The organism is Paenibacillus sp. FSL R7-0163 (genome assembly GCF_037969975.1).
GTDB lineage: Bacteria > Bacillota > Bacilli > Paenibacillales > Paenibacillaceae > Paenibacillus_AQ > Paenibacillus_AQ odorifer.
Genome location: NZ_CP150224.1, coordinates 1,817,822 through 1,844,476, shown reverse-complemented (window position 1 = coordinate 1,844,476; position 26,655 = coordinate 1,817,822). Strand labels below are relative to the sequence as shown.

The window sequence follows — 26,655 nt, the reverse complement described above, 5'->3', positions numbered from 1 at the left end:
ATTATTACTACCCGTACTTTATCTCGGATTTATCTTTATTGCAGCTAAGCCATGGCCCAATTTAGACTCCATCTTCAATTTACTTACGGCTCCAGCTGAGCACATCGTCCATTGGATCAACCCAACCATTTCATAAGCTTAAAGAATGAGGAGGAGCGTATGAATAAGCAAGAACGTGTTAGCTCGATCCAAATGTCCATGCTGTTTCTCTTCTTTATGACCGGTTCCTCAATCGTCATCGTCCCTGCATCATTAACTAACTTTGCCGGCAACGGAGCCTGGATATCCCTCTTAATCGCCTCGGCCATAGGAATGCTTCTGCTTTCCGGCATTCTATATTTGAACCGACGAGCGCCAGATCTTTCGCTTGTGGAACAAAGCCGCTCCGTACTTGGAAACGGACTGACCCTTGTCCTCCTAATTCCTTTCACTTGTGTGCTGTTTTGGAATGTCGCAGGAATTGTAATTGAGATCGGAACCTTTTTCAAAAGTACGATGTTAAAAGAAACGCCCACTTACGCGGTAAATACCATGTTTTTTATAACGATTGCGATGACAGCTCTAGCTGGAATCGAAGTGATTGCCCGCATGGCAGCCGTCCTAATGTCACTAATGTTCGGATTTATCATCTTAGTCTGGATACTCGTAGCAGGGTTATATCATCCCGAATACCTACTGCCCATCATGCCTGATGGATTTAGGCCTATCCTAAGCGCTGCATATGTAGTCTATGGCTTTCCCTATTCCGAGCTTATCGTTTTTTCGATGATTTTACCGTTCGTGCGTAAAGAAGACAATTCTAAACTGGGAAAACAAATGTATCTTGCACTCATCATCAATGCCCTGACGTTAATTGCTTCTGTCATTAGCAGTATTATGGTACTGGGACCACTGTCCGGCAGCTTAAAATATTCATTATATCAGTTGGCGAGACTCATTTATTTTCAGGAAACCATTGAAAGAATCGAATCCGTGATTGGTTTTTCACTCATTATCGGCTTCTATTTCAAGGCTTCTATCCTGCTGCTTATTCTTATTAAAGTACTAAAGGAGCTTCTGAGATTGAAGGATGAACGTTTAATTGTTTTCCCTCTTGCTTTTGTTTGCCTGCTGTTATCTGTAACGACTTACACACAAGAGTCTGAGCTTGAGGAAATCGTGAATATTACATGGCCCTTGATCACTAACCTAGCTTACACCCTGCCATTTCTTCTGATTCTATTGGTCACTTTCATTCGTTATCATATAAAAAAACACAAAAAATAACCCGTTCTATACGGATTCAATATCCCCTATCTCATTTTGCAGACTTCAGAAAAGTAGGGATGCCCTACAGCCACTTTTAGCTTATTAGGACACCCCTGTTAAGTTTATTACTTTAATCGCACTAACCAATAAATTCTTGAACCCACTCGCTGTTATAGTAACCTATTCCAATTTCTGTGAAGCTGCTATTCAGGATGTTGGCACGATGACCAGGACTGTTCATCCATTGGTTCATTACTTCTTCTGCACTCGACTGACCTTTGGCGATGTTTTCCCCTGCTGAATTGTATGAGATCCCGAAGGCTTTCATCATATCAAACGGAGATCCATACGTAGGAGACTGATGGTCAAAATAATTGTTGTCATACATATCCTGCGCTTTAGCCAAAGCCATTTTCGAAAGTTCGCTATTTAAACTAAGGGGCTTCAAGCCTGCATTCGTTCTTTCTTTATTCACAAGATCCAATACTTGCTGTACTGATTGGGATGTATTGGCGGATGGTTGTGGATTTGCAGACTTCTGCGGGACAGCAGAATGTTGCGGATTTGCAGAATATTGTGGTTTGGCCGACTGCTGCGGATACGTTGTTTGGTCTGTTGTGCCTCCTGTAGGTGGATTGGTGCGGATGAACCCATCCAGCCATTTCGTTACATCGCCAGGAACTTGTTTAGTCTTAATTGTTGAATTCCCTGCATTCTCCGTGGAAATGGAAGATGCTTGCGTTAAAGTTGACGTTGAGGTAGTTTTACGAGCATGATTGTCAACCTTCGTTTGTTGAGTAGTCATTTGGTTGTTGGCCGAGTTATTACCCGAACAAGCAGTAACGAGTAATAGCGCTACTATAACGATAAATGGTTTAATAAGAACCCCTCCTGATTTGGCAAAGTAGTGACTTAATCGAATAAAGTTTTTGTAAAGTACCACTGATTTATTCATCCCTAATTCAAAAATATAAAAAGCAAAAAAGTCCACCCGCAACATGGTTGCTGTGGACTTAATCTTAGTGGATATATTAGATTCGTTGATTTTGTTACACTTTTAGGAATTTATAGAATTTTTTACTAATTAGTGTTATGCTTTATTAAGATAATAAACTATAACATCACAAATTTTTTTGGACAAACAAGCTTATAGAAATGAGCAGGCGTTGTTAGGTAAACAGATACTTTTAGATTACTTAATGTAATGTGATTGCAAAATTATTACAAGGGGTGATCATGCTATGTTAGAAGGTATCTCGATAAAACAAGTCTCCATTTATTGTCCTGAAAGAGTGATTAACAACCAATATTTTATTGACCATTTTCAAAAGCAAGGCATAGATATTAAGCGGATTCTTAAAAAGACAGGCAGAAAAAACCGCCATGTTATTGAAGGAACGAAGGAGAACTCGTTGACGATGGCGATTAATGCCGCTCAACAAGCAATTGATGCTGCTTCATTGAAATCTGCAGATATAGACCTGATTCTTTTTTCCAGCTCAACTCCGGAATATTTATCACCTACGAATTCATTGCTTATTCACAAAGCTATCAAAGGTAAAGATGATACGCTTTGCTATGACTTGAATGGTAATTGTATAGGAATGTTTATTGCGGTTGAACAGGCTGCTCGTACTTTATACGATGATCCTGATAAAGATAGAGCGTTGGTTATCGGTTCGGATTTTTTAAATTTATGGGCTGATCCATCACATCCAATAACATATTCAATTTTTGGCGATGCCGCCGTAGCCCTCATTTTAGAAAAAGACCATTCAGAGAGTGGATTAATTGACGTAAGGTATCTTTCGGACAGCCGTTTTACAGAAGAAATTGTGTACCCCGCTCAAGGATTGGCTAAGTCTTTGCGTGATGGGGCTGAACACCGCTACTTACACTGGGGGAGATTCAGCGGAATAGACAGTGTACGATTTGCGGAAACATCTATTGTTGAATTATTGAACAAACATCACCTAACATTCGAGGATATACAAGTTTTTTGTTTTTCACAATTTACATTGGCTAATATTAAATTACTTCAGGCTAAGCTGAACCTGGATCAGCATAAAATAATTTATGTAGCCGACGAATATGGCTATACTGGCACAAGCAGTCCCTTTCTGGCCTTATATTGTGCAATTGAACATGGTTTGATCAAACGTGGCGATAACTTGTTATTTTGGACATTGGGATCAGGTTATCAAGCCGGTTCAATGTTATGGCGTTATTGACATGAGGCTTCATTTATTCATCCTATCACTATCGAAACTCCACAATACACTAACAACAATCCCATCAGTATATTAAATTGACTTCTATATTTAGATATCATTTTTTTGAAAAGAGAACCACATAAACACCAACTAAAAGTGCCCATAAAACCTATGAGAGCTAAGACTATAGAGTAACTCAATAAACTAAAATAGGAAGAATGAGAGGTAAGAATAAATGTAGATGTAACTGTGATTCCATATAATATCCCTTTTGGATTAATAAATTGTAAAAGCATACCCGGAATAAAGCTGTTGTGTTTATCGCCACTTCCATCATTTTCTTGATGTTTACTTGTAATAATTTTAAATGCTAAATAAAACATGTAGACTCCGCCTATCACAGCCATAATAGATTCAATCTTTGGGATAAGATTAATCAGAAGTATATTAAAATAGCAACATAACAATATGATCACGAAAAAACCTGTGCCCACTCCTAAACAGAATTTCATTGTTTTTCGTAAACCAAACTGGTTTGCAAAAGTCATTGCCATAATGTTATTGGGTCCCGGAGTAAAGCTAGCAACAAATGCATATAAAAACAAAGAAACAATCACTAACTCATTTCTCCCCTTCCCTTTTTGTATGTTATAATGTATTTATCGAACGTTATAACGTCCTCATGTGCGTTTTATTGTATATCTTGGTCGTTATAAAGTAAATAGGGAGTGGAGAATTACCGTGGAAGAGATAAATCAAATCATTGCGGAGAATATAAAAAAGATTAGAAGAAGTAAAGATTTAAGCCTGGAAAAGGTGGCAGAATTAACAGGAGTAAGCAAAACAATGATTGGTCAAATCGAAAGAGGCGAATCAACACCTACCATTACAACCATTTGGAAGATCGCTAATGGATTAAAAACTTCATTTTCTACGCTAATAGATTACCCAAAGCCTGACACAAGAGTGATATTAAGAAATGAAATTCAACCACTGCTTGAAGACAACGGAAAATATCGAGTGTATCCATCTTTCCCATTTGATGAAAGCAAACGATTTGAGGGTTATACAGTCGAGATAGACGAAGGTGGATACCTTGATGCCAATCCACATATGGAAGGAACTGAAGAATTAATCACTGTATTTGATGGTGAATTGTCTTTGCGTGTCAATGATAATGAATATCTATTAAAATCTGGTGATTCTATCACGTTTAACGCAGACAAACCCCATGTATATTATAATCCAGGAGAATCATTGACCCGTTTAAGCATGATCTTATACTATTCTAGTTAGCAAAAAAACCAAGGTTCTTAAACCTTGGGATCAAATCTTACTATGATAACCTGCGGAGACGCCACTCAGCCTCCCCATTATGAATCGTCCAGCATAAACTTATAAACCTTACCGTCTTGTACATATTCATTATTAAAAAGCAGGGCATCCCCTTCTCTTTTCAGGAACTTCAGATTATCTCCAAAAAAAGGAAGGTCGTTTGTTTCGGCATATTTTTGCTGCTCTACGTCAAGAAGTGCCTTGTACAACAATGTTTTGGCACTTGTTTTGCGATCTATCATCATGAGGAAACCTTGTTGATTGGACCGAATCAGCAGAAAATCCTCGTCCATTCCTGGCGAATGACCATTCCATCCTTAATAATCATCGTATACCATTTATTATTGATATGTGGTTCTCCGTAAACATCTGTTACGGTTAGATAGATTAGACCTTTCGGCGTCTTCTGAAAATCGAATTGAACAGCATCGAATAACTGCGAACCAAGGTTCGTTAGCAAGCGAGTTTGTCCTGCGGAATCTGTTAGATATAAACTCCCTGTTTACTTCCAATACGAACGGCTATCTTTTTTCCCCATCCAGTAAACTTCGCTCTTTGATGCGATTTATCCCATACAACCTTCAACCCTGCCGCTTCCCAGTGACTAGCTGATACATAAGTAATCCCATCCTTTACTAGTGCAGCGCTCCTACCTTTCCCGCCTCCATCCATAATGAAAGTAAAATAAGCGATCAAAGTCTCTCCTTCTATTAATCCTCTCAATCTGCCTCTTTTTCTCTCATTTCGTGGTTCCCCCAAGAATCTGTGAAAGTTTTCTCATATATTGATAGGGAGGTTGGCGCCAAACCTTAAACAAAATAATTGAAAGAAGGCAATTACAATGGCTTTAGGTTGTGATACAGCTACAAATGTAACAGCAGCAAGATTAACTACACTTAAAAATAATAAATTCACATTCGTTTGCCGCTATTTAAATCGCGTGGAAGGATATCAGGATGGTCTCACCTCAGCTGAGATTACACGGATTTCAGATGGGGGATTATATATCATATCCCTTTATCAAATCAGCAAATCGCTCGATCATTTTACGAAAGCCAATGGTGTTAAAGATGCTGAAACGGCTGTAGGCTTAGCAAGTGATTTGGGACAAACCAGCAGCACTCCGATTTATTTTGCCATAGACCGCGATATGACCTCTACCGAAATCACAAACAATATAGTACCTTATTTTCAAGGCATAAAATCAGTGCTAGACAGCAGTACTAAAAATTCCAAAGGCTATAAAATGGGTATCTACGGATCACGAGCAGTCTGCTCTCATATTCGAGGCACTAATTCCGCCACAACACGTTACACCTTCATCGTAGATAATGACTGGCAGGGAACCTTCGATGATTGGAACCTGCGACAATATAATTTCAACACTGAGGTAGGAACGAGCACTGGCAAAATCAACGTAGACTATGTAGAGTCCTCCTCACATAGCGGTGGAGGCTGGAAAAAGTAATTTATTCCTCTTTTATCGGTGACGAGGCGTTATACTAAAGCAGATGATGATAGATTCAAATAAAGTCTCGTTATTAAAAAAATAGTAAAAAGACAACCAGGCATTGACTATCCGATTATTGGAGAAGCTCTGCCTGGTGTTTTTGGTTTGTAGCGGAAGTTTAAGCAGATAATGATAAATCGTAGCTATCCGACTTTAAGGTCTCCTTTGGGCAACCCTCGGAGAAAAATCGCTGTAACTTTATGCAACCTATGAGATAACTGCACTCTATACACTTATTTCGTCTGTAAAAGGCTAACTTCTCACTTTAACTGTATTCTATACAATTAAAAATCACAGTTATCAGCTTTAGCGGCAAAAAACTAAAAAATAGGTGTACAAAATACAACTATCTTCAGGAGCGAGTTTTTCGAGCGAAAATAGCTGTACGAAATACAATTAAAAGCCACTACATATTAAAATCGTCAGCCCTCCATATAAAAAAGGGGCGGGATCTTTGTAGACCACCCCCTGCTCCACTTGCTCCTATTTAGAATCGCCCATTTGATCATATGCTGAATCATACGTCCACTTCAGGCCGTTGTCCTTACTCGACAGATAGATGGTACCTACAGTGTTGCCCTCTTTGCTGAGCAGAATAGGATACAATCCCTCTTTTCCATTAAAAATAGGTGAAAGCGGCGTTTTTTGATATTCATCAAAGGTTTCCGGCAGGGATACCACGAGCTTTTCCCATGACTTACCCTTACCTTTAGTCCAATAAATAACAGGCCCATTATCTTCATAATATCTGAACCCCAAGAATCCGATATCCTTGTTAGAAAACCCTGCCCCGGCTAAACTTTCCGCGTATAAATCGTTAGGATTTCCAAGCTCCGTCCATGTCTTCCCGCCGTCAGAGGTCTGATATACATAATTTAGCGAACGTCCCACACCTACAGAACCTCCGGAGACGATCCAACCATTTTGCTTGTCAGTAAACCCGATGAACTTGGCATCATAACCCTTAGCACCTTCAATGTTGTAGTTATTCCACGATTTCCCCATGTCATCGCTGATTAATACATGTAGAGGGGATTCTTTACCATCCGCAAATCCATATACAATTGCGGTTTTGTCCTCGGAGATATAAAATCCGGTATCCGCTCTCCCCATCCCCATTTCAGTTCCAGTCGTATCAAGTTTTAAAGGCGTTTGCGCTTGGATCTCCCCTTTCCGATAGGAGACAGAGACATTACCATCCTCGTCCATGGAATACGTATTCCCAGCGTCACGCACAACAACTTGTTCACCACTAGAGCTGTAGGAATAAATAGTACCTGGTTTGAGCGCCGTATCTGTAGATTGTCCGGTTAGGTTCGTACAGGCTGCTAGCACTGCAGTTATACCAACCACCATTAAGACCGCAAGAAATGCACCTACTCCATTTCGTTTTTCTTTCATATTTAAAATACTGCCGAATCGCTGCTTCATCGAGTGTTTTCCTCCTGCAAAATTCGTTGATAAAGCTACATGCCGAGTAGCATTACTTTGCATAACCGATAAAATAGCTTCGCAGTATTTCTTTCGATATGCTGCATTTTGCTTACGTACAACGGTGTCATCACAATAAATTTCAATTTCGCGGACAGCTTCGCGTGCCATGAACCAGACCAATGGATTAAACCAATGCACTGCCTGCACAATCAGTAGCAACAGCTTATATATGATGTCATGCCTTTTGTAATGGACCAGCTCATGTTTTAAGATAAACTCCAGCTCTTCCTCACTATATTGATCATGCGGCAAGAATAGTGTTGGCTTGTAAAAACCCATTAGCATCGGATTCGGAACTTTACTGCTTATCAGAACCGGAATGGCGGGTGTTACATGCATTTCTTTAGCGACTTGTTTGAGCTTGGAGAACATATCCTCTCTCTGAAGAGGGCTGCTCCAACGTAATACCTGTTTTCTGAAAAAGAAATAACTAAGCAAATGATACCCTAAAAAAAGCACAGCTCCAGTAACCCAGATGTACGCTAAGATATTAGTTATAGAAGGGATATGGCTTACATCCCCTGTCTGGACCGGCTGAGAGATTACTGACGTATCCGCCTGCAAATTCTGGGACACTGAGCTTTGAAAGACAGTTGCTATGGCCTGACCTTCGGGTAGCTGAATCGCCACAGGAGGATTGGTAAAGGAAAAGTTGAATGGCAACAATAATCGCAGGGTTAGGATCAACCATATCCAATAGCTCAACTTAGCCGAATAATGTTTTCTTAACAAGGGAGTTAATGTGATTAAGCCGATAATAACTAAACTTATGGTCACAGAGATAACCAGAAAATCTGTAAAAAGACCTGTTATCATCAGGATTCCTCCTTATCTACTCTATCGAGCATTTCCCGCAACTCAGCAAGATCGCTTTTATCAATCGCCTTCCCATTGTATAAGGACATCACCATATCCTGCACAGAGTTGCCAAAAAGCTTTTCAAGGGTAGACTTCCCTTCGCTCTCTTTATAATCTGTCTCAGAAATTGCAGCGAGATAACGGTTGCTCCGCCCTTCTTTTTCGCAAGATAGAAAGCCCTTTTCAACCAGCCGTGACAGCACTGTCATCAAAGTTGCAAGCGCCCACTTACGTTTATCCCCCAGTTGATTCAAAATGTAAGAGGAGCTAACCCAACTCTCGGCTCGCCAAATCACCAGCATAATTTCCAGTTCAGCATCTGGCAAGCGTTTGATTTTGATATTCATCCCTATTTCTCCTTGTTATACATTTGTGTAATACATTCATTATACAAACGTATAATTAAAAAGCAAGCACATTATTTCTAAAATATGTATACATTCTTAGACGTTTATTATTTTAATAAAGGTTTCACCAGTCCAGTAGCAAATAATAAATAGAACCCTAGGAACTTTTATAAGATTCCAACAATGAGATAACCAACGCACACTCAGCTGAAATTTATAACTATTTTGGAAACTAAGTGATTGGTCTGCATTATTCTTAAGTAAGGAGGGCAGGTTATGAAAAAATTTAGTATTCTATCATTTTCACTGATAATTTTACTGATTTTATTATTTGTATTAGTCAGACCCACGCAAAAGATCTTAAGTGTCAATCTTGTATCCGAAACAACAGAAATCACTTATACTGACCGTGAAAGCCTTCAAATCTTCGAAGATGCTATAAGAACTGTAAAAAAAGTACGCGGGTCTGTTGATGTCGGTCAACCAACTTATCGAATGACTGTTACTTACGCTAATTCAAAGGTGGTCGGATTCAGCCTTTATATGGATTTTAAAACGAAAGATGGTTTCCTGATTAAAGCTAGCAATAGCGAAAAGATGCTGGATTTAAGAAATAAGAATTCGGTTGAGCTAGCTGATCTGTTAAGTAAAGAAAAGGAAGATTAAAATTTGGAAACTCAATCTAAAAATAGGCATGGTTTCATACAAATGCAAAAATAAGCCACCCTTTAGTACTAACTAAGGATGGCTTGTTCGTAATTATATTATTTTCCTGCGCTTAAAATATACTGTCCCGCTCCGCTCAGAGCGCTGCAATTCTCTGCTGGATGCGTGGGAATAATGCAAAGGCATTCTCATAAAATACTTTCTCGTGGTGCTGCTCAGGCACAAGTCGGCGGACGAACTCCGCATACAGGTCAATAGGCGCGAGTGGCCAATCGGTACCGAACAACATTTTTTCATAGTGATCAGAGTATACCAGCGCCCGGCGAAAATGATCCATAAACAGGGGTTCATTCATGAACCGCTGAAAATGAGGCCGATCACCAACAACGAGACCGGACAAATCGGCATAGACGTTCGGATTCTTGGCGACCACTTCGGCAGCATCCATCACCCATGGATCGCCTAAATGGCAGATCATAAAGTTCACGTCGCGCCGTTGGAACGCTAGTTCGTCCACGGTAAGCGGATGCGCATACTTAAGCAATCCATTCATCGAATACGTATCACCGGTATGAATAACCACAGGCGTGCCATACTTGGCCGCCAGCTCATAGATCGGCGAGTAGATTTTGTCATAAACGTAATGATGATAGTACCCGGCATAAAGCTTAATACCAGCTACCTCAGGAGCTTGCAGCCGTGCCTCAATTCGGTCCAGCTCATCCAAAGCATCCTTTCCTCCGAGCATATTCGGATTAATGCCCACGCATTCCATTAAGAATGGCGGCACACTATCTTCCAAGTCAAGCCCCATCGGATTGGGAGAGGCAGAGTCAGGAAAGGCACCCTTCGTCTGCTCCGTGACCCCCATTCCAATGCCGAGAACAACGTCGTTCTTGTCAAACTCCGCTTTGAGCCCAGCAGCTGTGTAATCAACTTTGGAGAGGTCCTGTGCTGTCTGATGAAAGCTATCGATGTCCGACAGATGTATGTGAATATCAATGATTGGCATTTATAGTCTCCTTTTTGTCAGAAGCACTAGCAAAGGTCACCTTCATAAGATTACGAATTACCTCTGGATCCAGAGCGAGCTCTCCCATGATCATGAAGGTCGGCTGTGTCCAAGCGGTTTCTCCGTTCAGAAGTAGTAGATGGTGATTCACACCATATGTGAATACCTTATTGTTCACGTAAGACATAGCTCTCTGATTAGGATAACTATGCACCACATGCAGCATGTCTTTACGCGAAGTTGCACCGATTCGGATAAGCCCCTTGGATTCCAGATGGGCTTCGACCTTCCCGATAGGGAAGTTGCCTTCCTCTGGGAGCTCCATCCAGCCTTCCGAATAGATTGGTGAAGGCTTAAAGTAACTATCCTCGGATAGCGAATAATGCGGCAGCGTCATTCCACTTTCATTGGTTACTGAAATCAACACACAGAGCACAGGAACTCCGGGCAGCATGAGGTAATGCTGATTGATCGTGATCCCCCGGTTTGCTTCCTGCTTCTCCATCGAAGTGGTCAGTCTCAAACCCTTCCAGACGTTGCCGTGATCATCCATCTGCTCCGTCCAAGCTGCGCTTCTTGGCTCCTGCAACCGGCTAAATCCGCCTATTCCAGAAATACCCACACCGAGTCCACCATGCCAAGGATTCCACCAGGAGCGTGGTTCTGCTTTCGGAAAGGTGCTGTCCAACCACTCTTCTCCTCGGTGCTTCAAGGAATGCACAACACTGCCGAAATCAGGAGCAGCTGCAATAGATAGAACTCCGTTGGTCACTGTGTAAATGGGACCCGCAGGTCCTTCTTCTATCCCACAAACAACGCTTGTTTCCGTTTGTGGAAACCAGAGGCCTGTTCGCTCTTGAATGCGGTCCTCACCGCGATAGACGACCCGGACCTTACGGCCAGATTCGTTGTGTTCTGGTGATTCTGTATCCTCAGTAGAGAGCTCAAAACCTGCGGAGTGCAAATTTTGTCCTCTTTGCAACTCCATCTCAGCGACACTTCGCTCCTCTTCTCCATCAGCCTGTACATACAATTCAAGGCTTCCATCAAGCGGTGTCACCTTTCGTTCGATTAGCTCGGCATGAAGTGCCCCTGCCGCAAACGGATTTCCACCGCCGAGCGTTAGCTCAAGATGGTCATCCAACACCGGTATGACCGAATTCTGCTGTTTTAGGGCAAAGGCGCGAAATTCCGACCACTTAAGGAAGGTGTTAAGAGCAAACATCATAGTTTTTGTCCGTACGACATCTCCAGCGGAGATTCGGCCAAGATTATGCTCCAGCCCAAGCGGGTATTCCGGGCGAAGTAATTTTAGCGAAGGATCCCAGCAGATTCCGCATGTGACGTTCTCTTCCTTGCAGAACAACCAGTTCTCCGTAATTTGTGCACTGTCCCAAAGACTTGGATCGCCTGAGTAAGCATCGCCCATGTCCACGTATTGGCCCTGATATGGCAAGATAAGCTGTTTACCGAAAAAGCCGAAATTCGTCAACAGATACATGTCTTCTTCCAGGATGTCACTATTGGTATTGCAGACCTCGCTATAAAACTCAGCGATTCCGTTAGCAAATAGCTTAGCCACTCTTTTTATCTCAAGACCCGGAAATTCTTCCGACTCGTAAAGGGCTTCGAGCACCTGACTCTCCCCTTCAGAATAGATCTTTACTTCTTTGGCCTGTTTCTTAGAGAATTCTTCTGCGAATGGCTTGCCTAACTTCGGATGGGTCAACCAGAAATTATGGCTCGAGCCGGGATATTCAATCCACATTCCATTGTCGGTATTATTAAGATGAATGGAGTAGGCGCCATTTACAGCCACCCACTGATCCCCGTTTTCCCCACCAAAGCGGCCATGCGTTCCCTTCATTAGAACGGATAGCTTGCTGATAAAGGTGACTGCCTTCTCTCCAACCGGAACGGCCGTTACCTCAATAGCCTGTGAATAAAGACCGTATGACTTTAGGGTAAAGGGTACTTGAATAGAAGCCTTACTCTTAGCTGGAACAGTAAAGCTTACTGTACGGTCCGCCCACATCAGGAATTCGTCTTCGGGCAAATCAAAAGAAAATTCTGCTTCTGAAGCAAAATTATTCTCCACATTAAGGTACAGTTCCGAAGGAAGACCCAGATATAGTTCCCGGTGTGGCAGCGCTATCTTCATTTTGAGTGGGAATTTAGGAGCAACGCCAATGCGGAATTCAGCACGCTTGCCACCGATGATCCACTTGCTCAAAACAACGGGGTGTGTCTTCTTATCGTTCTGCTCTTCCCGAACCGAATCAAGCTCAAAATCACCTTCCACGATAACCGTTTCACCTGGTGCTAGTGTTCGCGCAGCAGATAGAGTAAAACGGATATTTTTATCGTTCTGGCCTTCGATCTCAATGGCCAGCTCAGACGCCGAACGATTCTTGATGCGATAGCGAATCTTGTAGGTCGAACCGAACACAAGATCATGATCATCAATCTCCGTGGAGATTTCATAGTCTGGTGTATCAAGAGCGGTCAGACCGCGGCCAGTCTTCTCGAATTCCGCCCGCAAGGAGAGTTCTCCCTTTTGCCAAGTATAATCAAAGAAATCAAAGCCACGCTCCTGGCGGCCATCTGGCTGGATGGGAAGTTCACGGGTACTGTCTGCATACCAATCCAGTTCTTCAAAATAAGGAGCAAGTGCTTCCGTTTGCAATACAGTTGGAATGAAGTTCATCAGATGGACGTAATCTTCATTTTTCTCCCAAAAAAATCCGCATTTCTTATACATCGGTACGGCTTTCGTATTACCTGCCCAAGTGAACAGATCAAGACGTGGCCAGCCCGCTTCTATTGTTTGGCGAACAGCGTTCAGAATCAGATTGCGGCCAACCTTGTATCCGTGATAATCGGGGCGCACATTTAATAGCGGGACATACAAAGCCCCTTCATCTTGACGGTAGTGGGCGAAGCTGCAGAAGCCGACTACCTCTTTGCCATCAACGGCAAGAAAGGCATTAAGATTGGACGAGATCTCCATCTCACGGCGCACACTGTCCTCAGTTCTCTGATTAGTGCCTCCGCCCCAGCTTTCGTTGCTGCGGTTCCACATTTCTGCGACCGCCCCAGCATAAGAAGAATCGTATTCGATAATGCGGATTTGTTCCGCTGTAGTTTTTACAGTCATGCTCTCATCTCCTTATTCCTCAAAAAAATATGAGTATGTATTCGCATAAAGTTATTGTGGATAAGCTCTCTACAACATATTGAAATAACTCCTACGAGTTCTTATTATACTATTAATTGGAAGCTCAATACGAGGTAAAAAACTCTTTCACCTTATTTTCTACATAAACTCACAGCCGGCAGAAAGCTACAAAAAAACTGCTCCTAAGAGCAGTTTTTTGATGTTAATCCACCGTCCCAACATTCTCCAAGTGTAATGAGCTTTCGGAGCTGACGCCTGCTTCCGTACTCAGAGTAGTAAGTGCTTGTTTTAGATCCTCTTTATTCACATAGACATACGGACTCTTCCAAAGAGATTCCACATGTAAGGAATTAATATGCTCTGGTTTAAGTTTAGGGAAGTTGAATAACCACTGCTGCAGATCTGCTTGAGGAATATCCGTCTTCACATTTTCACCAATGATATCCAATACATTTCCCCATTGGGACACGCCTTGGAAATTTCCTAGCTTATCCAGAATCTGCTTGATTACTTGCTGCTGCCGATCATTGCGCTGGAAATCGGAGGATTCAGCCGTTCCTTGATTCGATTTACGGTACCGTACAAAATCAAGAACTTGTTTGCCATCCAGCTTCTGCAAGCCTTTCTTTAAATCGATGTGTGTACCATCTGCCGTATCGGTATATTTCATATCCATATCGACATCTATAGTCAGTCCGCCAAGCAAATCCACGGTCTTCTGCAACACATCAAAATTCACCACAACCATGTGCTCTATCGGCAGACCGAGCAAATTGCTGAAGAACTCTTTTGTATTTGGAATAGCCTCTGTTTTGTCTTTTATGTAATGATAAGCATAATAATAATTGGCTTTGCGGGAAGGCAACGATTTAGGTTTTAGCAACAAATCCCGTGGTAATGATAAGAAACTCGTCGACTTCGTGTCCGGATTGAAGCTGACAAGCATCAGAACATCGGTATTCATTACTCCACCACCGCCATCCCGACTATCTACCCCGGCTAGCAGAAAAATCATAGGTTCAACCGATACCGTCTCCTTTTTTTCCTCTGGAGCAGCTGTGGGCTGGATGGTGACTGGAGCTGCCATACGCTGTATCGCATCATCCGTCTTTTTATATAAATACCCTGCATATACTCCAATCCCTATAATAGCTGCGCCTAAGACAAGACCAATGCTCGTCAGAATTTTACGGGTTGTTGTCCACTTGCGTTTGTTAGACATAATTTCCTCCACTCAGTTCCAATAGCTAATTCAATCAGTGCTTTCATCCTTATGAACTTTAACACTTAACACCATGCCAATCGCAATCATATTAGTTAGCAATGAGCTGCCTCCATAACTAATAAAAGGCAATGAAATCCCCGTCAGGGGCAGCAACCCAATATGCATCCCAAGATTAACGGAAACTTGAAAGATGAACATGGCGATAAACCCGGTGACAATATAGGTACCCGCACGGTCCCTACTATCCAGCGCAATAAAGATCATTCGGTACACGAGCAGTAAATAAAGCATCAGCAGCACGGATGAACCTATAAAACCGTATTTCCCCCCGATGACTACATAGATCGAATCGGAATACGCATATGGAATATATCCTTTTCGCAAAAAAATACCTTCATTGCCCGATAATCCTCCGGAGCCAATGGCTATCATTGCGTTTTTCACATGCCAAGATTTATCAGGATCGCTCTGCGGGTCCAAAAAGGATTGGATTCGTGACAGTTGATGGGGCTCGACAATCTTGGATAACAAGTCGAAGTTGGCATAATACAGCCATAGTATCGTGCCGATCGAAATAATCACAACACTAAGGATCAGAATCATATATAGAGCACGGATGTTGCCAATCCACAGCATACTAAGTAATATGCCAACAAATACGAGTGCTGTACCCAAATCGGGCTGCTCCATTATTAAAATGAAAGGAATTAAAAAAACGAAACAAACCGGTACTAAATCTTGAAAAAACCGCAGCTGCTGGCCCTCTCGTGTACCTAATAGATGAGCAATGAGCAGCACCGTACATATTTTAGCCAGCTCGGAGGGCTGAAGCTGAAAGCTCCCAATGCTTAACCAACGCACGGCACCATTGAGATTTTCTCCAACCAGCTTGACTAGTACGAGTAAACCTATGCCCACGCCATAAAAGAGATACGCTAACCTGCCTAATAGAATCTTATAATCTACCAAAGCAATGAATAACATGGGTAGGCAAAATAAAGCAAATAAATACAAATAACTTATGTAAAGACCGTCTAACCGCGTATCCGTAGTCGCTTCATAAATAGCAACAGTACCCACGCCAACTAAGCAGGTGGTGAGAAAAAGTACGGATCTGTCCAGCTTTGCAATTTTGGTAGAGATGAGCATAAAACAACCTCTATTTAATTTCTGTAGTTTTCTTGTTGTGCTGAGCACTTTTACTTCTTTTTTTCACATTGAAGCGCTACGGATGATTAAATTGAATGATTACCTCAGATCAAATTTGCCCTGATACGCTTTCTTCGATAACAGCTTCAGTTTATCTTCACTTAGCGTATAGATATCCAGACCATTCCCAGCCTCACCCAATGACCAGCCCAGCGCGAGCTCCTTATGGCCATCTTCATCAACATCAAAGAATCCGGCATAATCTAGACCATACCCAAACCCCTCAACCTCGGAAATCTTCTGCCAAGCTTCATTTTCCTGCCTCAACAACATTGCTTTTATAGTATATCCTTTGTTTTTACTGTACTCATACACAACTACGGCTTCGTCAATTCCGTCTCCATCCATATCGCCAAAAGAGATGGCATTATCCTCTTGTCCCTTCATCGGAGTTATCAATTGAGCTTTGTCTGGAAGCCACTTAATAAATTCCTGGCTCGTTTTGTCTCGCTCTAGGCTTGCTTCTGATGATGGAGGTTTAATCAGCTCTCCGGGTGTTGCCGGGACTCCGCATCCTCCGAGCAAAAATAAAGTTGTAAACAGGGTACCAATTTTTATGAATTTGCCCGGCATTTGGATCATCGACTCCTCGCTTGTCCGCATATATAGTATTTTATCTTTGAAAGAGGTGAAAGTGGTTATGAAATAGTTAAATTTGAATTCTTATTCTATCGGTAAGTCAAATTGGACAATCGTTCCTTTGCCTAAAGTGCTGCTTATTCGCAGCTCTCCATGATGCAATTTAATGATCTGTTCCGAGATGGATAAACCCAAGCCACTGCCCGAAGCCTGTTGATCCCCTTTGTAGAATTTTTGCCGCACATTCTCTAAATCCGTCTCTGCGATACCTGAGCCTGTATCCTCTACAGAAATCACGACTTTCCCTGGAACCGTATGGGCGCTGATTAAAATCCGATCTGATGAACCAGTAAATTTGAGTGAATTATCAATGAGATTAATCATGACTTGCTTCACACGATTCTCGTCAGCTTGAATCACTGGCAGATGTTCTTCTATTTTCACTTCTAGTGAGATGCCTTGTCGGGTCGCTCTAGGGGTAAGTTGTCTGCCGATATGCTGCAGCAGTTCTGTTAGATCCACTGATGTGAAGTGAACGGCGATTCTTCCGTTATCCAACTTAGAGAAATCCAACAATTCATCCACCATATGAGTTAACCTGTCACTTTCGGATTCAATAATATCAAGCCCATCATAAAATAGAGGTTGATTACTCACCTCACTCGCCTTTAAGGTAATTGCCCAACCTTTGATCGAGGTCAAGGGTGTTCGCAGTTCATGGGATACGGAAGCGATAAAATCATTCTTAAGCTGTTCACTCTTGGAGATTCGGCTTGCCATCATATTTAACGTATCCGCCAATGAACCAAGCTCATCTTGATAGCGCTTATGCACTCTGATGCTGAAATCTCCTTCGGTCATCTGGTCTGCTGCCTGCTTCAGATCTTTAATTGATCTGGTTATGGTCCAAGACAGCAATAATCCAAGTAAGGTGACAATGCCAATAACGATTATCCCCACCCCGATCAGTAAAACCGTAATATGTTTAACTGTATGTATAGTTTCCGTTAAGGACGTGATAAATCTGACTCCCCCCACTATGTTTCCATTAGCCTGCAAGGGATAAGATACCGCGTAAATTGCTTCCTCTGTGTTAGGGTCCGCACCTTTCCAACTGCCGGGCTGCCCTTTTATTGCTGCTTGTACATCTATGTACTCAGTCATAGTTAGATCGCCTTGAAGTCCATTTGAGTCCTGCAACAGCCAGCCTTCAACATTAATAATCTGCACCTGTGCATCAGAATGACTCGCAAAACCCTTCAGTAACCTATCCGATTGTTCCACCAGATCCTGGTCCCCAAAGTATTGCTGAAAAAAAGAAGCCGATAGCTCTGCTTGATTCATCAAGGTTTCCTCTATGTTATGAAAATAATAATATCGCAAAGATACATTAAGAATGATTTCAAGAATGAGCACAGTAAGACAAATGAGTATAAAATAGCTTCCTACTAATCTTTTCTGAATCCCCATTCTTCAACCATCCTTTCTAAAGCGGTAACCGAGCCCCCATACCGTCTCAAGCCAATGCGGATTAGAAGCATCAACCTCAATTTTCTCTCTTAACTTACGCACATGAACATCCACCGTTTTGGGATCTCCAATATAATCCTCTCCCCAGACAAGATTCATTAATTCATTTCTAGAGAGTGCTGTATCCGGATGCTCCAGAAAGGTTTTCATCAACTGAAATTCCTTCGGAGTTAATTCAATGCTGTCATCCTGCTTAAACATCTTGTTCGCGTTCAAATCCAGCCGGATCGGTCCAGCTTGAAGTATAGTTCTTTGCGGCTTTAGAGCGGATTCTGTACGGCGCAAAATAGCTTTAATACGTGCTACCAATTCTAATGGATTAAAAGGTTTAACAATGTAATCGTCAGCACCCATTTCAAGGCCATTGATTTTGTCCAAATCCTGTCCACGTGCGGTTAAGAAAATGATGATGACCCCAGCGTCTTTCTCTCTTAGCTTTCGGCATATTTCGAACCCATTAGAATCAGGCAACATGATATCCAGAACCATAACATCTGGACGGCTCACCTCAAAGCTCTGCAATGCTTCTTCTCCACAAGCAGCTTCACTAACCACAAACCCATTATTCGTTAAATTTATAGATATAAAACGTCTAATATTATCGTCATCTTCCACAATAAGCACATGATTGCGATCAACAGTATCCACGATTTCCACCCCTATTACCCAGAGTCTAAACAAGTAAAAAAACAAAAAAACTCTCCCGGTAAAGAGAGAGTCTTGTCTCGGATCCCTATAATTAAATCACAAGTGGATATTACTCTAAATCGCTATAGTTGTCAAAAATCTAATCCAGATACACAGCCTTGCCGGTCTGCGCCGATTCATAAATAGCTTCCAATATTTGCGAAACGACAAAAGCCTGTTCAGGAGTTACAACCGGGTCTTTATCCTGTTCAATCGCTTCAATCCACTTTCTTAATTCTATATCCGGAGCACTTTCAGCTTTTCCTTCATAATAGGCAACACCGCCTGCCCCAAGCTCAATTTTATTGGTGTACAGCTTGCTGAATTTCTCTCCGTTAATTCTAAGTCCGTCCTTCATATCTGCGCCTGCTTCCGTCCCACTTAAGCTGCATTTCGCTTCATGTATGTCTAGTGAATTCAGAGCCCAGCTCGCTTCCAGCATGATTGTTGCACCATTCTCCATTACGACCATTCCAAAGGCTGAATCCTCTACGGTGAACTTTTTAGGGTCCCACGGTCCCCATGCGTTGGCGGCTTCTTCTTTTTGTGAAAGTTCATGATATTTAGTGCCCAGCACAACTTTTGGTTTATAGTTATCCATCATCCAAAGGGTTAGATCCAGCGCATGGGTTCCGATATCGATAAGCGGACCGCCGCCTTGTTTCTCTTCATCAAGAAATACTCCCCAGGTCGGTACGGCTCTCCGTCTGATGGCATGTGCTTTTGCAAAATAAATATGACCAAGCTCTCCGGACTCACAAGCTTTTTTCAAATATAAGCTGTCTTCTCTGTACCGGTTGTCATATCCAATGGTCAGCTTCTTGCCTGTACGTTTCGCTGCTTCAACCATTCGTTTGGCATCTGCCGCCGTCTTAGCCATTGGTTTTTCGCACATCACATGTTTTCCGGCTTCTAGAGCAGCGATTGATATTTCCGCATGGACATCATTAGGCGTAAGCACATGAATAATATCAATGGATTGATCTTTTAATAGTTCAGTGTAATCCGTATAGACAGTAGCTTTATTATTTCCGTATTTCTCCGCTGCTTCTTCAGCACGTTCTTTAATAATGTCACAAAAAGCCACGATTTCAACCTTACTTTGTCTGCTCAAGCTTGGAAGATGTTTGCCATTCGCAATACCACCACATCCAATAATCCCTACACGAAAAACCTTACTCATATCCTTCACCCTCACCTCTAATGGATTTGTTTGCTGTTTCGATAAGTTGCCGGTGTCATACCTAACCGCTTGCGGAAGACAATATGCAAATAGGTAGCATTGGTAAACCCTTCCGACTGTGCGATTTGTTCTATCGGATAATTGCTTTCTTCAAGCTTGCGGCAGACCGCTTGCAATCGAATATCCTCAAGCGCCCTACTGAATGATTGTTCTGCATTTACTTGCTTAAACACCCGCTGCAGCTGCCTTGAACTAATATTTAGCTTTTCCGCAACATTTTCTAAGGTAACCGTTCCTGAATAATTCGCTTCCATATATTGCATTGCGTATTGATACCGGTAAGTCAGCATATCTCTAACCGGCGCCTCCGTGCGGATCCCGCCTGAATCATACGCTCTAACGGCCTTTAGTAAAATACTGATCACAAGATGCTTAATTGAAGTATAATATCCGGTCAACTTCCCATCGCATGCTTCGTACGCTTCTCGAAAACACTTCATAGCCCCGTGATAGTCTTGTGCTGGAACCAAGGGTAAACACTTCAGCTTCTCCACACAGGTTTCAGCTTCCGCAACCTCCCAAAGATCAGCATCATCCCTGATCCTCTTTTTGATGTCAACATGCAGACATAGCTCTTCCATAGATTCATCAGCATCCGCCTCTTGACGATGCATAACACCTGGTCCGGTTAGATAGAACATTCCTTCTGAAAGAGGATATTTTTGATCCCCAAGAATGACTTCTCCCTTCCCGCGCGGAATGAAATGAAATTCAAATTCAGAATGATTATGGAACTCGACTACTCTGCCCGGTGGAAAAGATGTCAAATGAAATCTAAACACTGTAATCTCGTAATGTCCCCATAGAATCGTGATATCCAATCTTTCAAGCATATCCTGCTTCTCAAACATCATCTCATAGGGAAAGCTGCTCAACGTTAAGTCCTCCCAATCGGAATTACACAGCCTTCTTTAGCCGAGCGGTTCGCCGCCTCCATTAATCTGGTAAGCTCAACTGCCATTTCAACATTTTGAGTGCCAAGTGTATTATTTTGAATATGATCAACCCATTGATGGAAGGCGCTTTCACGATTGCTTTGCAGGGCTACTTCTTTCCAGCCTTCTTCTTTATCCGTGGATTTGTTCGTTCTAAGAAGAAGCTTATTCTCTGGTGTTCCGTAAAGCAGCGTTCCTTCAGTTCCATGCACCTCGATAGTAAACGGCGAATGACTATTCACGAAACCAGCCTCCACCACACCAATTGCTCCTGAATCCGTAAATAGTGTCACTACGGCATTATCTTCCACTTCTTTACCGGTTACATAACCAAAATTAGCACTTACCCCAGTCACATCTTGATCTAAGAAAAGCTTCGCCAAATACATGGGATGACAGCCCAGATCAATCAAAGCTCCGCCTCCACATTGCTCCAAGCTAAAGAAATGATCAGGAAGCCAGCTTTCCGTTGCTCCGTTATGGGATAAGCGAACTCTAACGTAAGTAATCTTGCCGAGCAGTTCCTGACTTAGAATCTCTTGAATAGTTAATGTATAGCCGTCATTTAAACGAGGCAAGGAGACCGTTAGCTTCACTTTGTTCTCGTTAACTTCTGCGATGATTGCGTTAACTTCTTTTAACGTTGGGGCAATAACTTTTTCTGTGAAAATATGTTTACCCGCTTTGGCCGCAGCCATGATTACGTCTCTATGCATATTCGTTGGTGCATCCACGATAACGGCATCTATATCCTCTTGCGCAAGCAGATCATCCAGTGATTCAAAATAAGGAATATTCAAGCTTTCCGCAGCTTTGTTCCCACGCTCTACGTTTTCGTCCCAAACTGCAGCTAATACGGTATCTTCATGCTCCTGAGCTTGCTTGGTATAATCCCATGCATGCACATGCCAATAGCTGAGCTTACCAATTCTAATGGTCATTTACTTGTGCCTCCCGTATATATGTTATTCTGACATCTGCTATAAAAATAACACATAATAAACAGCTTTTTTAGTAGGAAAATGCGACAAAACATATATAATATTACGACACATAAAATCCGGAGTGAAATACGATCCAAAAAAAAGAAACCCTTGCTATGAAAGCTAAAGGTTTCTTTATACTTGGCTTAATGGGTAAGTGGCTTATTATATCCTTTGTCATCAAAGGGTTGCAATTTCTCGAACCACTTCTTTTTCAATAGTTTAAGCTCCCAGCGCACGTCGGTTAAGTCTTCTGACTCCTTCTGCTCTAATACCTCATAGCTGAAAGCTTCTGCTCCAAGTTCCTTCCAGTCCTTTTGCAGCTCTGCATTCGCAAATCTGCCCATATCTAATTGCATCTGTATAGTCATCCATTTATTCTTCAGGTTGGGATAGCTGTCAACGAATATTTTTCCGCTTATTTTGTTTGTAATTTGAATAGCACCCATGTAAGTCTTGAGCTGCTTATATTGCTCCTGAAGTTCTTTACGTTTGCTTTTGTCCATTATGATTCATGATTCTCCTTCCACAAACAATTCTGCTAAATTTCAGTACCCCATTTCTTTTAATAAACGGGACAATACCGAAAGTCGTTCTCCAATCATTTCACCATCATCACTAAGCGCCTGGGCGAACAGCTTAATATCATTATCAATCATGGGATTGTCTGCACAGACAGATACACTCATTGCATCTCCTTGCAGCCCAACACGATCAATCATAGGGCTCTCGGGATCATACATTTTCGGAAAACGATAGGCCTCTTGAAAATACAAACTACTTCTGCAAATCAAAATTGCCAGGTCAAGCACTCTGTGCATTGGCAGCTCTTCGGACTGTCTCGACCATTTGTCCCCTGTATGTCTCCATACCTTTGCTGAGATGTCGACTTTTCCTCTATCGTTCCATTGTGCTAATCCTAGGGACAGACCTTTTGCATCTGTGTCCCCGGCGTAGCGGCCATCAACCTGCTCGTAATTTTCTGACACGATTACAGGTTTATGTTTTAGAGTTGTTGGAATTTTCATGATTAGTCACTCTCCATTTTATGATTTACTAATTTACTCATTTACTAAATTACTAATTTACTAAATCTAAGATTCATATTACCCGGCAAAAGATCATCTGTCAAACGACATTACACCCGTTTTATCCAACAAAACAAAAAATCCCTCTGCGCGCAGCAAAGGGACTGTTATTTTTATGAAAAATATATCTCTAGCTTAAATGATCACTCACATTACACAACCAAACCATATGGACGGAATCAGGTCCCCAATAGTCTTCCACTACTTTATAAGGTTTCCCAAATTTACGTTGCCACCTGATTTGTGCACGTTTATACCCGCTGTCCAGACAAAACCGCTCTACCCCTTGCTTTTTTAGAAATATCATCATTTCCTTAATTAAGGCTGAACCCACACCTTGACCCTGATAACTTGGCATAATGTATAGACTGCCCAATTCCCCTATTTCATCTAACTGATGATCCGTGCAGGTTTGAATATCTTCGCCACAAGCTCCAAAGGAAATCGTACCGACCACCTGCTCTTCTATTTTTGCAAGAAGGAAGTAAGGCTCCGCAGTTGTAGTATCCAGTGAAGTCATCACCATTTGCTTTTTATGATCTATTTCACTTTGGATATCGTCTTGTAAATGATCAAGCCCTTCTTTTTCAAAAGCATCTGGGATTGAAATTTCAAAAACAGAGCATGTGGATTCAAAATCAGCTGGAGAAAGTGTGCTTATGGCCATTTGATTACTCTTATTCATTGATTCGTACACCTCTTCTATTCCCGGCCGGAATTCTTAAAAATCCTGCAATAATATACTATCAGCATTCAGACTGAAAGGTTTATATTCATAGAACTACTTTACTGGAGGTCATCATGAATATATTGTCCTTTCTGATCTATTGCGTTGTCGCTACATTTACACCCGGTCCTACCAATATTGTTATTCTTTCTTCCGTGCAACATTCCGGGGCTAAAAAATCAATGGGGTATGTATACGGATCCACGCTGGCTTTTGGCTTATTACTTATCATTTCTACTCTGCTGAACCGTGTTCTAGTAGAAATCATCCCAAATATCCTGATCATTATGCAAGTCATTGGGAGTTTATATATGCTCTACCTTGCTTATAAAATCTTTAAAATGGGTTCAATGGAAGACCAGCCTGACCCCAATGCCAATTTCCGCTCAGGCGTGCTTATGCAGCTTGTGAATCCTAAAGTGCTAGTATTTACACTAACGGTCATTCCCAACTACGTAATGCCATTCTATACCTCTTCGCTTGCCTTGTTTATGTTTGTTATAATTATAACTGTGATCGGATTTTTTGCATTTACGACATGGGTTGTATTTGGGACAATCTTCAGAACATTTATGAAAAATCATCAAAAAGTTCTAAATACCGTGATGGCACTGTTTTTAGTATACTCAGCCATTATGATATCGGGAATCCTATAAAGTCGCGGAGGTTAAGAACGTGGAGAGATTTAACTATAAAAAGTCAGCAGAGATCCTGTCCTTATCCGCCAGCCTTACTGATTTCACCTATAAAAAACATTGCCATGAGGAATATGCACTCGGTGTGACCCTTCGTGGCATTCAGCAATATAATCTTGACGGTAGTTTGCAATCCTCACATAAAAATGGCGTAATGTTGTTTAATCCAGAACAAACACATGATGGCAATGCGTATGATAAAGGTGGCATTGATTATGTCATGCTTTATATTAAGCCAACCCTAATGCGAGAGATACTAGATAAAAAAGAACTCCGCTTCGCCACTCCTATCTTATACGATGACAAATTGGCGCAGTGCATATTAGCCCTAAACCATGCCATCCAGAATGGCAAAGAGGAGTCTTTGTGCAGTGAACTGTTATTCACTCTGGTTCATTTAGTATCTAATACTGAAATAGTTACCGATCGTAGAACGAATAATAAATTTCTCAAAAAAGCAAAGGAAATGATGTACTGCAGTTTAGACCATGTGCTGAAGCTGGACGATCTCTGCACAGAATTTGGTCTGTCCAAATATCAGTTTATTCGCGAGTTTAAGACACATACAGGAATATCGCCCTATCAATTTTTCTTAAATTGCAAGGTAGAGCGTGCCAAGCAGTCCATTGAGAGAACCAAGGATATCTATGCAGCTGTTGTAGATTGCGGATTTGTGGATCTAACTCATCTGAACAGGCATTTTAAGAGCGTGTTCGGAATAACCGCACATGAATATCGGTCACAGCTGTAAGATTTGCCCTCCTACCATTGTCCAGAGCACTTTAAATTCATCATCCATGAGGACCAGGTCAGCATCTAAGCCAGTGATTATCGTCCCCTTTTGTTGAAGTTCAAGAATATTAGCAGGTGTAGTTGAAGCCATTTGTACGGCATCTGTCAGCGAAATTCCAGTTTCGACAGTATAACGTAAGGCTTCATTCATGGTAACTGTACTGGAGGCCAGCGTGCCATCTTCCAATCGCGCTATGCCCCCAGATACCGTAACCTGATGTCCTCCAAATATATAGTTCCCATCCCCTAACCCCATTGCTTGTAACGCATCTGTGATCAAGACCATTCCTTCTGGTCCTTTCATGGTATGCATCAATCGGATAATTGCAGGATGCAGATGGACATTATCCACAATAGCTTGCAGGCTTACATGTTTCTCTTCGAAAGCGGCAACCACAATCCCCGGATCTCGATGATGGATCGGCCGCATGCCATTAAAACAATGCGTAACATGACTTGCCCCAGCGGCAAAAGCTTGTTTGGATTCCTCATATGTGGCATCCGAATGAGCAATTGCTATCACCACTCCCCGTTCCTTCAAAAAGGAAAGAAGCTCCATGCCTCCCGGCAGCTCAGGAGCAATCGTAACCATTTTAATGAGTGATCCAGCTTCTTGGAAAATGAGCTTCATTTCCTCTAAGTTAGGATGCCGCAGATACTTTTCATTTTGCATTCCTTTTCTCTTGGGGTTTAGATAAGGTCCCTCTAAGTGAATGCCTGCGATCTTTGCTCCCACTTCATGCCCAATTACACGTTTGACACTACGAATCATCTCTAAAAGATCTTCCATCGTAGAACTCACAGAGGTAGCCAGAAATGAGGTGCAACCAGATGCTGCGCAAGCCTTCGATACTTCTTGAATACTCTCTTCAGTACCGTCCATCATATCAAACCCGTTAGCACCATGAATATGCACATCTATCATTCCGGGCACTAACAAATGCCCTCCGCCATCAATCCGTTCATACTCACCCTCTGGAATAGAGGTATCTCCTGAGTCTATCCTCATCACTTTTCCTTCAGAAATCCATACATTGGCCGCTGAAACTATACTATTCTGAAGCACTACTTGTACATTTTGCAAAATATAAGTCATAAACG

28 protein-coding genes are annotated in these 26,655 nt (G+C 42.0%); 7 read left to right on the top strand and 21 right to left on the bottom strand.

The window, feature by feature from the left end; all coding sequences use genetic code 11:
- The first annotated feature begins 159 nt into the window (after window positions 1-159).
- Window positions 160-1,266, top strand: a complete 1,107-nt coding sequence (locus NST45_RS08160; RefSeq protein ID WP_036688787.1) for an endospore germination permease — start codon at window positions 160-162, stop codon at window positions 1,264-1,266.
- Window positions 1,267-1,387: 121 nt separating this feature from the next.
- Here NST45_RS08160 and NST45_RS08155 read toward each other — a convergent pair whose 3' ends face one another.
- Complete coding sequence (locus NST45_RS08155; RefSeq protein WP_235219570.1) at window positions 1,388-2,191, bottom strand: CAP domain-containing protein; 804 nt, start codon at window positions 2,189-2,191, stop codon at window positions 1,388-1,390.
- A 298-nt stretch (window positions 2,192-2,489) separates the two neighbouring features.
- Between NST45_RS08155 and NST45_RS08150 the strand changes: the two genes are divergently transcribed.
- Entirely contained in the window at window positions 2,490-3,479 is a 990-nt protein-coding gene (locus NST45_RS08150; RefSeq protein WP_076100274.1) for a ketoacyl-ACP synthase III, read from the top strand.
- A gap of 17 nt (window positions 3,480-3,496) precedes the next feature.
- Here the strand turns inward: NST45_RS08150 and NST45_RS08145 are convergent, their stop codons facing one another.
- The gene (locus tag NST45_RS08145; RefSeq protein WP_076213374.1) at window positions 3,497-4,078 is read right to left on the bottom strand and encodes a LysE family transporter; all 582 of its coding nucleotides are present in this window, start codon (window positions 4,076-4,078) and stop codon (window positions 3,497-3,499) included.
- A 124-nt stretch (window positions 4,079-4,202) separates the two neighbouring features.
- Between NST45_RS08145 and NST45_RS08140 the strand changes: the two genes are divergently transcribed.
- The gene (locus NST45_RS08140) at window positions 4,203-4,757 is read left to right on the top strand and encodes an XRE family transcriptional regulator (protein ID WP_038572120.1); all 555 of its coding nucleotides are present in this window, start codon (window positions 4,203-4,205) and stop codon (window positions 4,755-4,757) included.
- 77 nt (window positions 4,758-4,834) lie between these two features.
- On the opposite strand, the gene NST45_RS08135 is transcribed toward NST45_RS08140, so the two are convergent.
- The 3 genes from NST45_RS08135 to NST45_RS08125 are packed head-to-tail and all read right to left on the bottom strand — an operon-like array spanning window position 4,835 to window position 5,519.
- Entirely contained in the window at window positions 4,835-5,041 is a 207-nt protein-coding gene (locus tag NST45_RS08135) for a hypothetical protein (protein ID WP_143763128.1), read from the bottom strand.
- A 26-nt stretch (window positions 5,042-5,067) separates the two neighbouring features.
- On the bottom strand, window positions 5,068-5,256 hold the full coding sequence (locus NST45_RS08130) for a hypothetical protein (protein ID WP_036688806.1): 189 nt from the start codon (window positions 5,254-5,256) through the stop codon (window positions 5,068-5,070).
- 23 nt (window positions 5,257-5,279) lie between these two features.
- A complete protein-coding gene (locus NST45_RS08125; protein WP_076100267.1) occupies window positions 5,280-5,519 on the bottom strand; it encodes a hypothetical protein in 240 nt (79 codons plus the stop codon).
- 118 nt (window positions 5,520-5,637) lie between these two features.
- On the opposite strand from NST45_RS08125, the gene NST45_RS08120 reads away from it, so the two are divergent.
- On the top strand, window positions 5,638-6,264 hold the full coding sequence (locus NST45_RS08120) for a glycoside hydrolase domain-containing protein (RefSeq protein WP_036688810.1): 627 nt from the start codon (window positions 5,638-5,640) through the stop codon (window positions 6,262-6,264).
- Window positions 6,265-6,789: 525 nt separating this feature from the next.
- Here the strand turns inward: NST45_RS08120 and NST45_RS08115 are convergent.
- Window positions 6,790-8,616 carry a M56 family metallopeptidase gene (locus NST45_RS08115; protein WP_076100265.1) on the bottom strand — a complete coding sequence of 609 codons (1,827 nt, stop codon included), beginning with the start codon at window positions 8,614-8,616 and terminating at the stop codon, window positions 6,790-6,792.
- On the bottom strand, window positions 8,616-9,005 hold the full coding sequence (locus NST45_RS08110; protein WP_076100263.1) for a BlaI/MecI/CopY family transcriptional regulator: 390 nt from the start codon (window positions 9,003-9,005) through the stop codon (window positions 8,616-8,618). The genes NST45_RS08115 and NST45_RS08110 overlap by 1 nt, the downstream gene beginning before the upstream one ends.
- Before the next feature lie 276 nt (window positions 9,006-9,281).
- Here NST45_RS08110 and NST45_RS08105 point away from each other — a divergent pair, with 276 nt between their 5' ends.
- Window positions 9,282-9,671, top strand: a complete 390-nt coding sequence (locus NST45_RS08105; RefSeq protein WP_076100261.1) for a hypothetical protein — start codon at window positions 9,282-9,284, stop codon at window positions 9,669-9,671.
- Between the two features lie 136 nt (window positions 9,672-9,807).
- Here the strand turns inward: NST45_RS08105 and NST45_RS08100 are convergent, their stop codons facing one another.
- From NST45_RS08100 to NST45_RS08040, 13 genes are all read right to left on the bottom strand, one after another.
- Window positions 9,808-10,683 (bottom strand): TatD family hydrolase, encoded by an 876-nt coding sequence (locus NST45_RS08100; protein WP_076100259.1) that lies wholly within the window; start codon window positions 10,681-10,683, stop codon window positions 9,808-9,810.
- Window positions 10,670-13,840: a GNAT family N-acetyltransferase gene (locus NST45_RS08095; RefSeq protein ID WP_076100257.1), complete on the bottom strand. Its 3,171-nt coding sequence runs from the start codon at window positions 13,838-13,840 to the stop codon at window positions 10,670-10,672. Before NST45_RS08095 ends, NST45_RS08100 begins: the two co-directional genes overlap by 14 nt.
- Window positions 13,841-14,063: 223 nt before the next feature.
- Window positions 14,064-15,083: an LCP family protein gene (locus NST45_RS08090; RefSeq protein WP_036688825.1), complete on the bottom strand. Its 1,020-nt coding sequence runs from the start codon at window positions 15,081-15,083 to the stop codon at window positions 14,064-14,066.
- Between the two features lie 30 nt (window positions 15,084-15,113).
- Window positions 15,114-16,235, bottom strand: coding sequence for an FtsW/RodA/SpoVE family cell cycle protein (locus NST45_RS08085; RefSeq protein ID WP_076100255.1), 1,122 nt, complete (start codon window positions 16,233-16,235; stop codon window positions 15,114-15,116).
- A 99-nt stretch (window positions 16,236-16,334) separates the two neighbouring features.
- Complete coding sequence (locus NST45_RS08080; RefSeq protein WP_038572145.1) at window positions 16,335-16,868, bottom strand: hypothetical protein; 534 nt, start codon at window positions 16,866-16,868, stop codon at window positions 16,335-16,337.
- A gap of 90 nt (window positions 16,869-16,958) precedes the next feature.
- Window positions 16,959-18,344 (bottom strand): HAMP domain-containing sensor histidine kinase, encoded by a 1,386-nt coding sequence (locus NST45_RS08075; protein ID WP_076100253.1) that lies wholly within the window; start codon window positions 18,342-18,344, stop codon window positions 16,959-16,961.
- 3 nt (window positions 18,345-18,347) lie between these two features.
- Window positions 18,348-19,052, bottom strand: a complete 705-nt coding sequence (locus NST45_RS08070; RefSeq protein ID WP_036689130.1) for a response regulator transcription factor — start codon at window positions 19,050-19,052, stop codon at window positions 18,348-18,350.
- 139 nt (window positions 19,053-19,191) lie between these two features.
- On the bottom strand, window positions 19,192-20,274 hold the full coding sequence (locus tag NST45_RS08065; RefSeq protein WP_076100251.1) for a Gfo/Idh/MocA family oxidoreductase: 1,083 nt from the start codon (window positions 20,272-20,274) through the stop codon (window positions 19,192-19,194).
- Between the two features lie 17 nt (window positions 20,275-20,291).
- The gene (locus NST45_RS08060; RefSeq protein WP_235219571.1) at window positions 20,292-21,209 is read right to left on the bottom strand and encodes an AraC family transcriptional regulator; all 918 of its coding nucleotides are present in this window, start codon (window positions 21,207-21,209) and stop codon (window positions 20,292-20,294) included.
- Between the two features lie 2 nt (window positions 21,210-21,211).
- Window positions 21,212-22,210 (bottom strand): Gfo/Idh/MocA family oxidoreductase, encoded by a 999-nt coding sequence (locus NST45_RS08055; protein WP_076100250.1) that lies wholly within the window; start codon window positions 22,208-22,210, stop codon window positions 21,212-21,214.
- A gap of 188 nt (window positions 22,211-22,398) precedes the next feature.
- Window positions 22,399-22,758, bottom strand: a complete 360-nt coding sequence (locus NST45_RS08050; protein ID WP_036688839.1) for a GIY-YIG nuclease family protein — start codon at window positions 22,756-22,758, stop codon at window positions 22,399-22,401.
- A gap of 42 nt (window positions 22,759-22,800) precedes the next feature.
- Window positions 22,801-23,280 (bottom strand): DUF6530 family protein, encoded by a 480-nt coding sequence (locus tag NST45_RS08045; RefSeq protein ID WP_036688841.1) that lies wholly within the window; start codon window positions 23,278-23,280, stop codon window positions 22,801-22,803.
- Between the two features lie 190 nt (window positions 23,281-23,470).
- Complete coding sequence (locus NST45_RS08040) at window positions 23,471-24,025, bottom strand: GNAT family N-acetyltransferase (RefSeq protein ID WP_081382550.1); 555 nt, start codon at window positions 24,023-24,025, stop codon at window positions 23,471-23,473.
- Window positions 24,026-24,141: 116 nt separating this feature from the next.
- On the opposite strand from NST45_RS08040, the gene NST45_RS08035 reads away from it, so the two are divergent.
- Both NST45_RS08035 and NST45_RS08030 read left to right on the top strand, forming a co-directional pair.
- On the top strand, window positions 24,142-24,723 hold the full coding sequence (locus NST45_RS08035; protein WP_036688845.1) for a LysE family transporter: 582 nt from the start codon (window positions 24,142-24,144) through the stop codon (window positions 24,721-24,723).
- A 19-nt stretch (window positions 24,724-24,742) separates the two neighbouring features.
- Window positions 24,743-25,513: an AraC family transcriptional regulator gene (locus tag NST45_RS08030; protein ID WP_038572165.1), complete on the top strand. Its 771-nt coding sequence runs from the start codon at window positions 24,743-24,745 to the stop codon at window positions 25,511-25,513.
- Here NST45_RS08030 and nagA read toward each other — a convergent pair.
- Complete coding sequence (gene nagA / locus NST45_RS08025; RefSeq protein WP_036688848.1) at window positions 25,502-26,650, bottom strand: N-acetylglucosamine-6-phosphate deacetylase; 1,149 nt, start codon at window positions 26,648-26,650, stop codon at window positions 25,502-25,504. The two genes, NST45_RS08030 and nagA, sit on opposite strands and share 12 nt — an antisense overlap.
- Window positions 26,651-26,655 lie beyond the last annotated feature (5 nt).

Excerpts from the sequence above, each read along its gene's own strand:
- NST45_RS08160 (WP_036688787.1), top strand. The coding sequence starts at position 160 with ATGAATAAGCAAGAACGTGTTAGCTCGATCCAAATGTCCATGCTGTTT.
- NST45_RS08150 (WP_076100274.1), top strand. The coding sequence starts at position 2,490 with ATGTTAGAAGGTATCTCGATAAAACAAGTCTCCATTTATTGTCCTGAA.
- NST45_RS08135 (WP_143763128.1), bottom strand. The coding sequence starts at position 5,041 with ATGATGATAGATCGCAAAACAAGTGCCAAAACATTGTTGTACAAGGCA.
- NST45_RS08120 (WP_036688810.1), top strand. The coding sequence starts at position 5,638 with ATGGCTTTAGGTTGTGATACAGCTACAAATGTAACAGCAGCAAGATTA.
- NST45_RS08115 (WP_076100265.1), bottom strand. The coding sequence starts at position 8,616 with ATGATAACAGGTCTTTTTACAGATTTTCTGGTTATCTCTGTGACCATA.
- NST45_RS08110 (WP_076100263.1), bottom strand. The coding sequence starts at position 9,005 with ATGAATATCAAAATCAAACGCTTGCCAGATGCTGAACTGGAAATTATG.
- NST45_RS08105 (WP_076100261.1), top strand. The coding sequence starts at position 9,282 with ATGAAAAAATTTAGTATTCTATCATTTTCACTGATAATTTTACTGATT.
- NST45_RS08100 (WP_076100259.1), bottom strand. The coding sequence starts at position 10,683 with ATGCCAATCATTGATATTCACATACATCTGTCGGACATCGATAGCTTT.
- NST45_RS08095 (WP_076100257.1), bottom strand. The coding sequence starts at position 13,840 with ATGACTGTAAAAACTACAGCGGAACAAATCCGCATTATCGAATACGAT.
- NST45_RS08090 (WP_036688825.1), bottom strand. The coding sequence starts at position 15,083 with ATGTCTAACAAACGCAAGTGGACAACAACCCGTAAAATTCTGACGAGC.
- NST45_RS08085 (WP_076100255.1), bottom strand. The coding sequence starts at position 16,235 with ATGCTCATCTCTACCAAAATTGCAAAGCTGGACAGATCCGTACTTTTT.
- NST45_RS08080 (WP_038572145.1), bottom strand. The coding sequence starts at position 16,868 with ATGCCGGGCAAATTCATAAAAATTGGTACCCTGTTTACAACTTTATTT.
- NST45_RS08075 (WP_076100253.1), bottom strand. The coding sequence starts at position 18,344 with ATGGGGATTCAGAAAAGATTAGTAGGAAGCTATTTTATACTCATTTGT.
- NST45_RS08065 (WP_076100251.1), bottom strand. The coding sequence starts at position 20,274 with ATGAGTAAGGTTTTTCGTGTAGGGATTATTGGATGTGGTGGTATTGCG.
- NST45_RS08055 (WP_076100250.1), bottom strand. The coding sequence starts at position 22,210 with ATGACCATTAGAATTGGTAAGCTCAGCTATTGGCATGTGCATGCATGG.
- NST45_RS08050 (WP_036688839.1), bottom strand. The coding sequence starts at position 22,758 with ATGGACAAAAGCAAACGTAAAGAACTTCAGGAGCAATATAAGCAGCTC.
- NST45_RS08045 (WP_036688841.1), bottom strand. The coding sequence starts at position 23,280 with ATGAAAATTCCAACAACTCTAAAACATAAACCTGTAATCGTGTCAGAA.
- NST45_RS08040 (WP_081382550.1), bottom strand. The coding sequence starts at position 24,025 with ATGAATAAGAGTAATCAAATGGCCATAAGCACACTTTCTCCAGCTGAT.
- NST45_RS08035 (WP_036688845.1), top strand. The coding sequence starts at position 24,142 with ATGAATATATTGTCCTTTCTGATCTATTGCGTTGTCGCTACATTTACA.
- nagA (WP_036688848.1), bottom strand. The coding sequence starts at position 26,650 with ATGACTTATATTTTGCAAAATGTACAAGTAGTGCTTCAGAATAGTATA.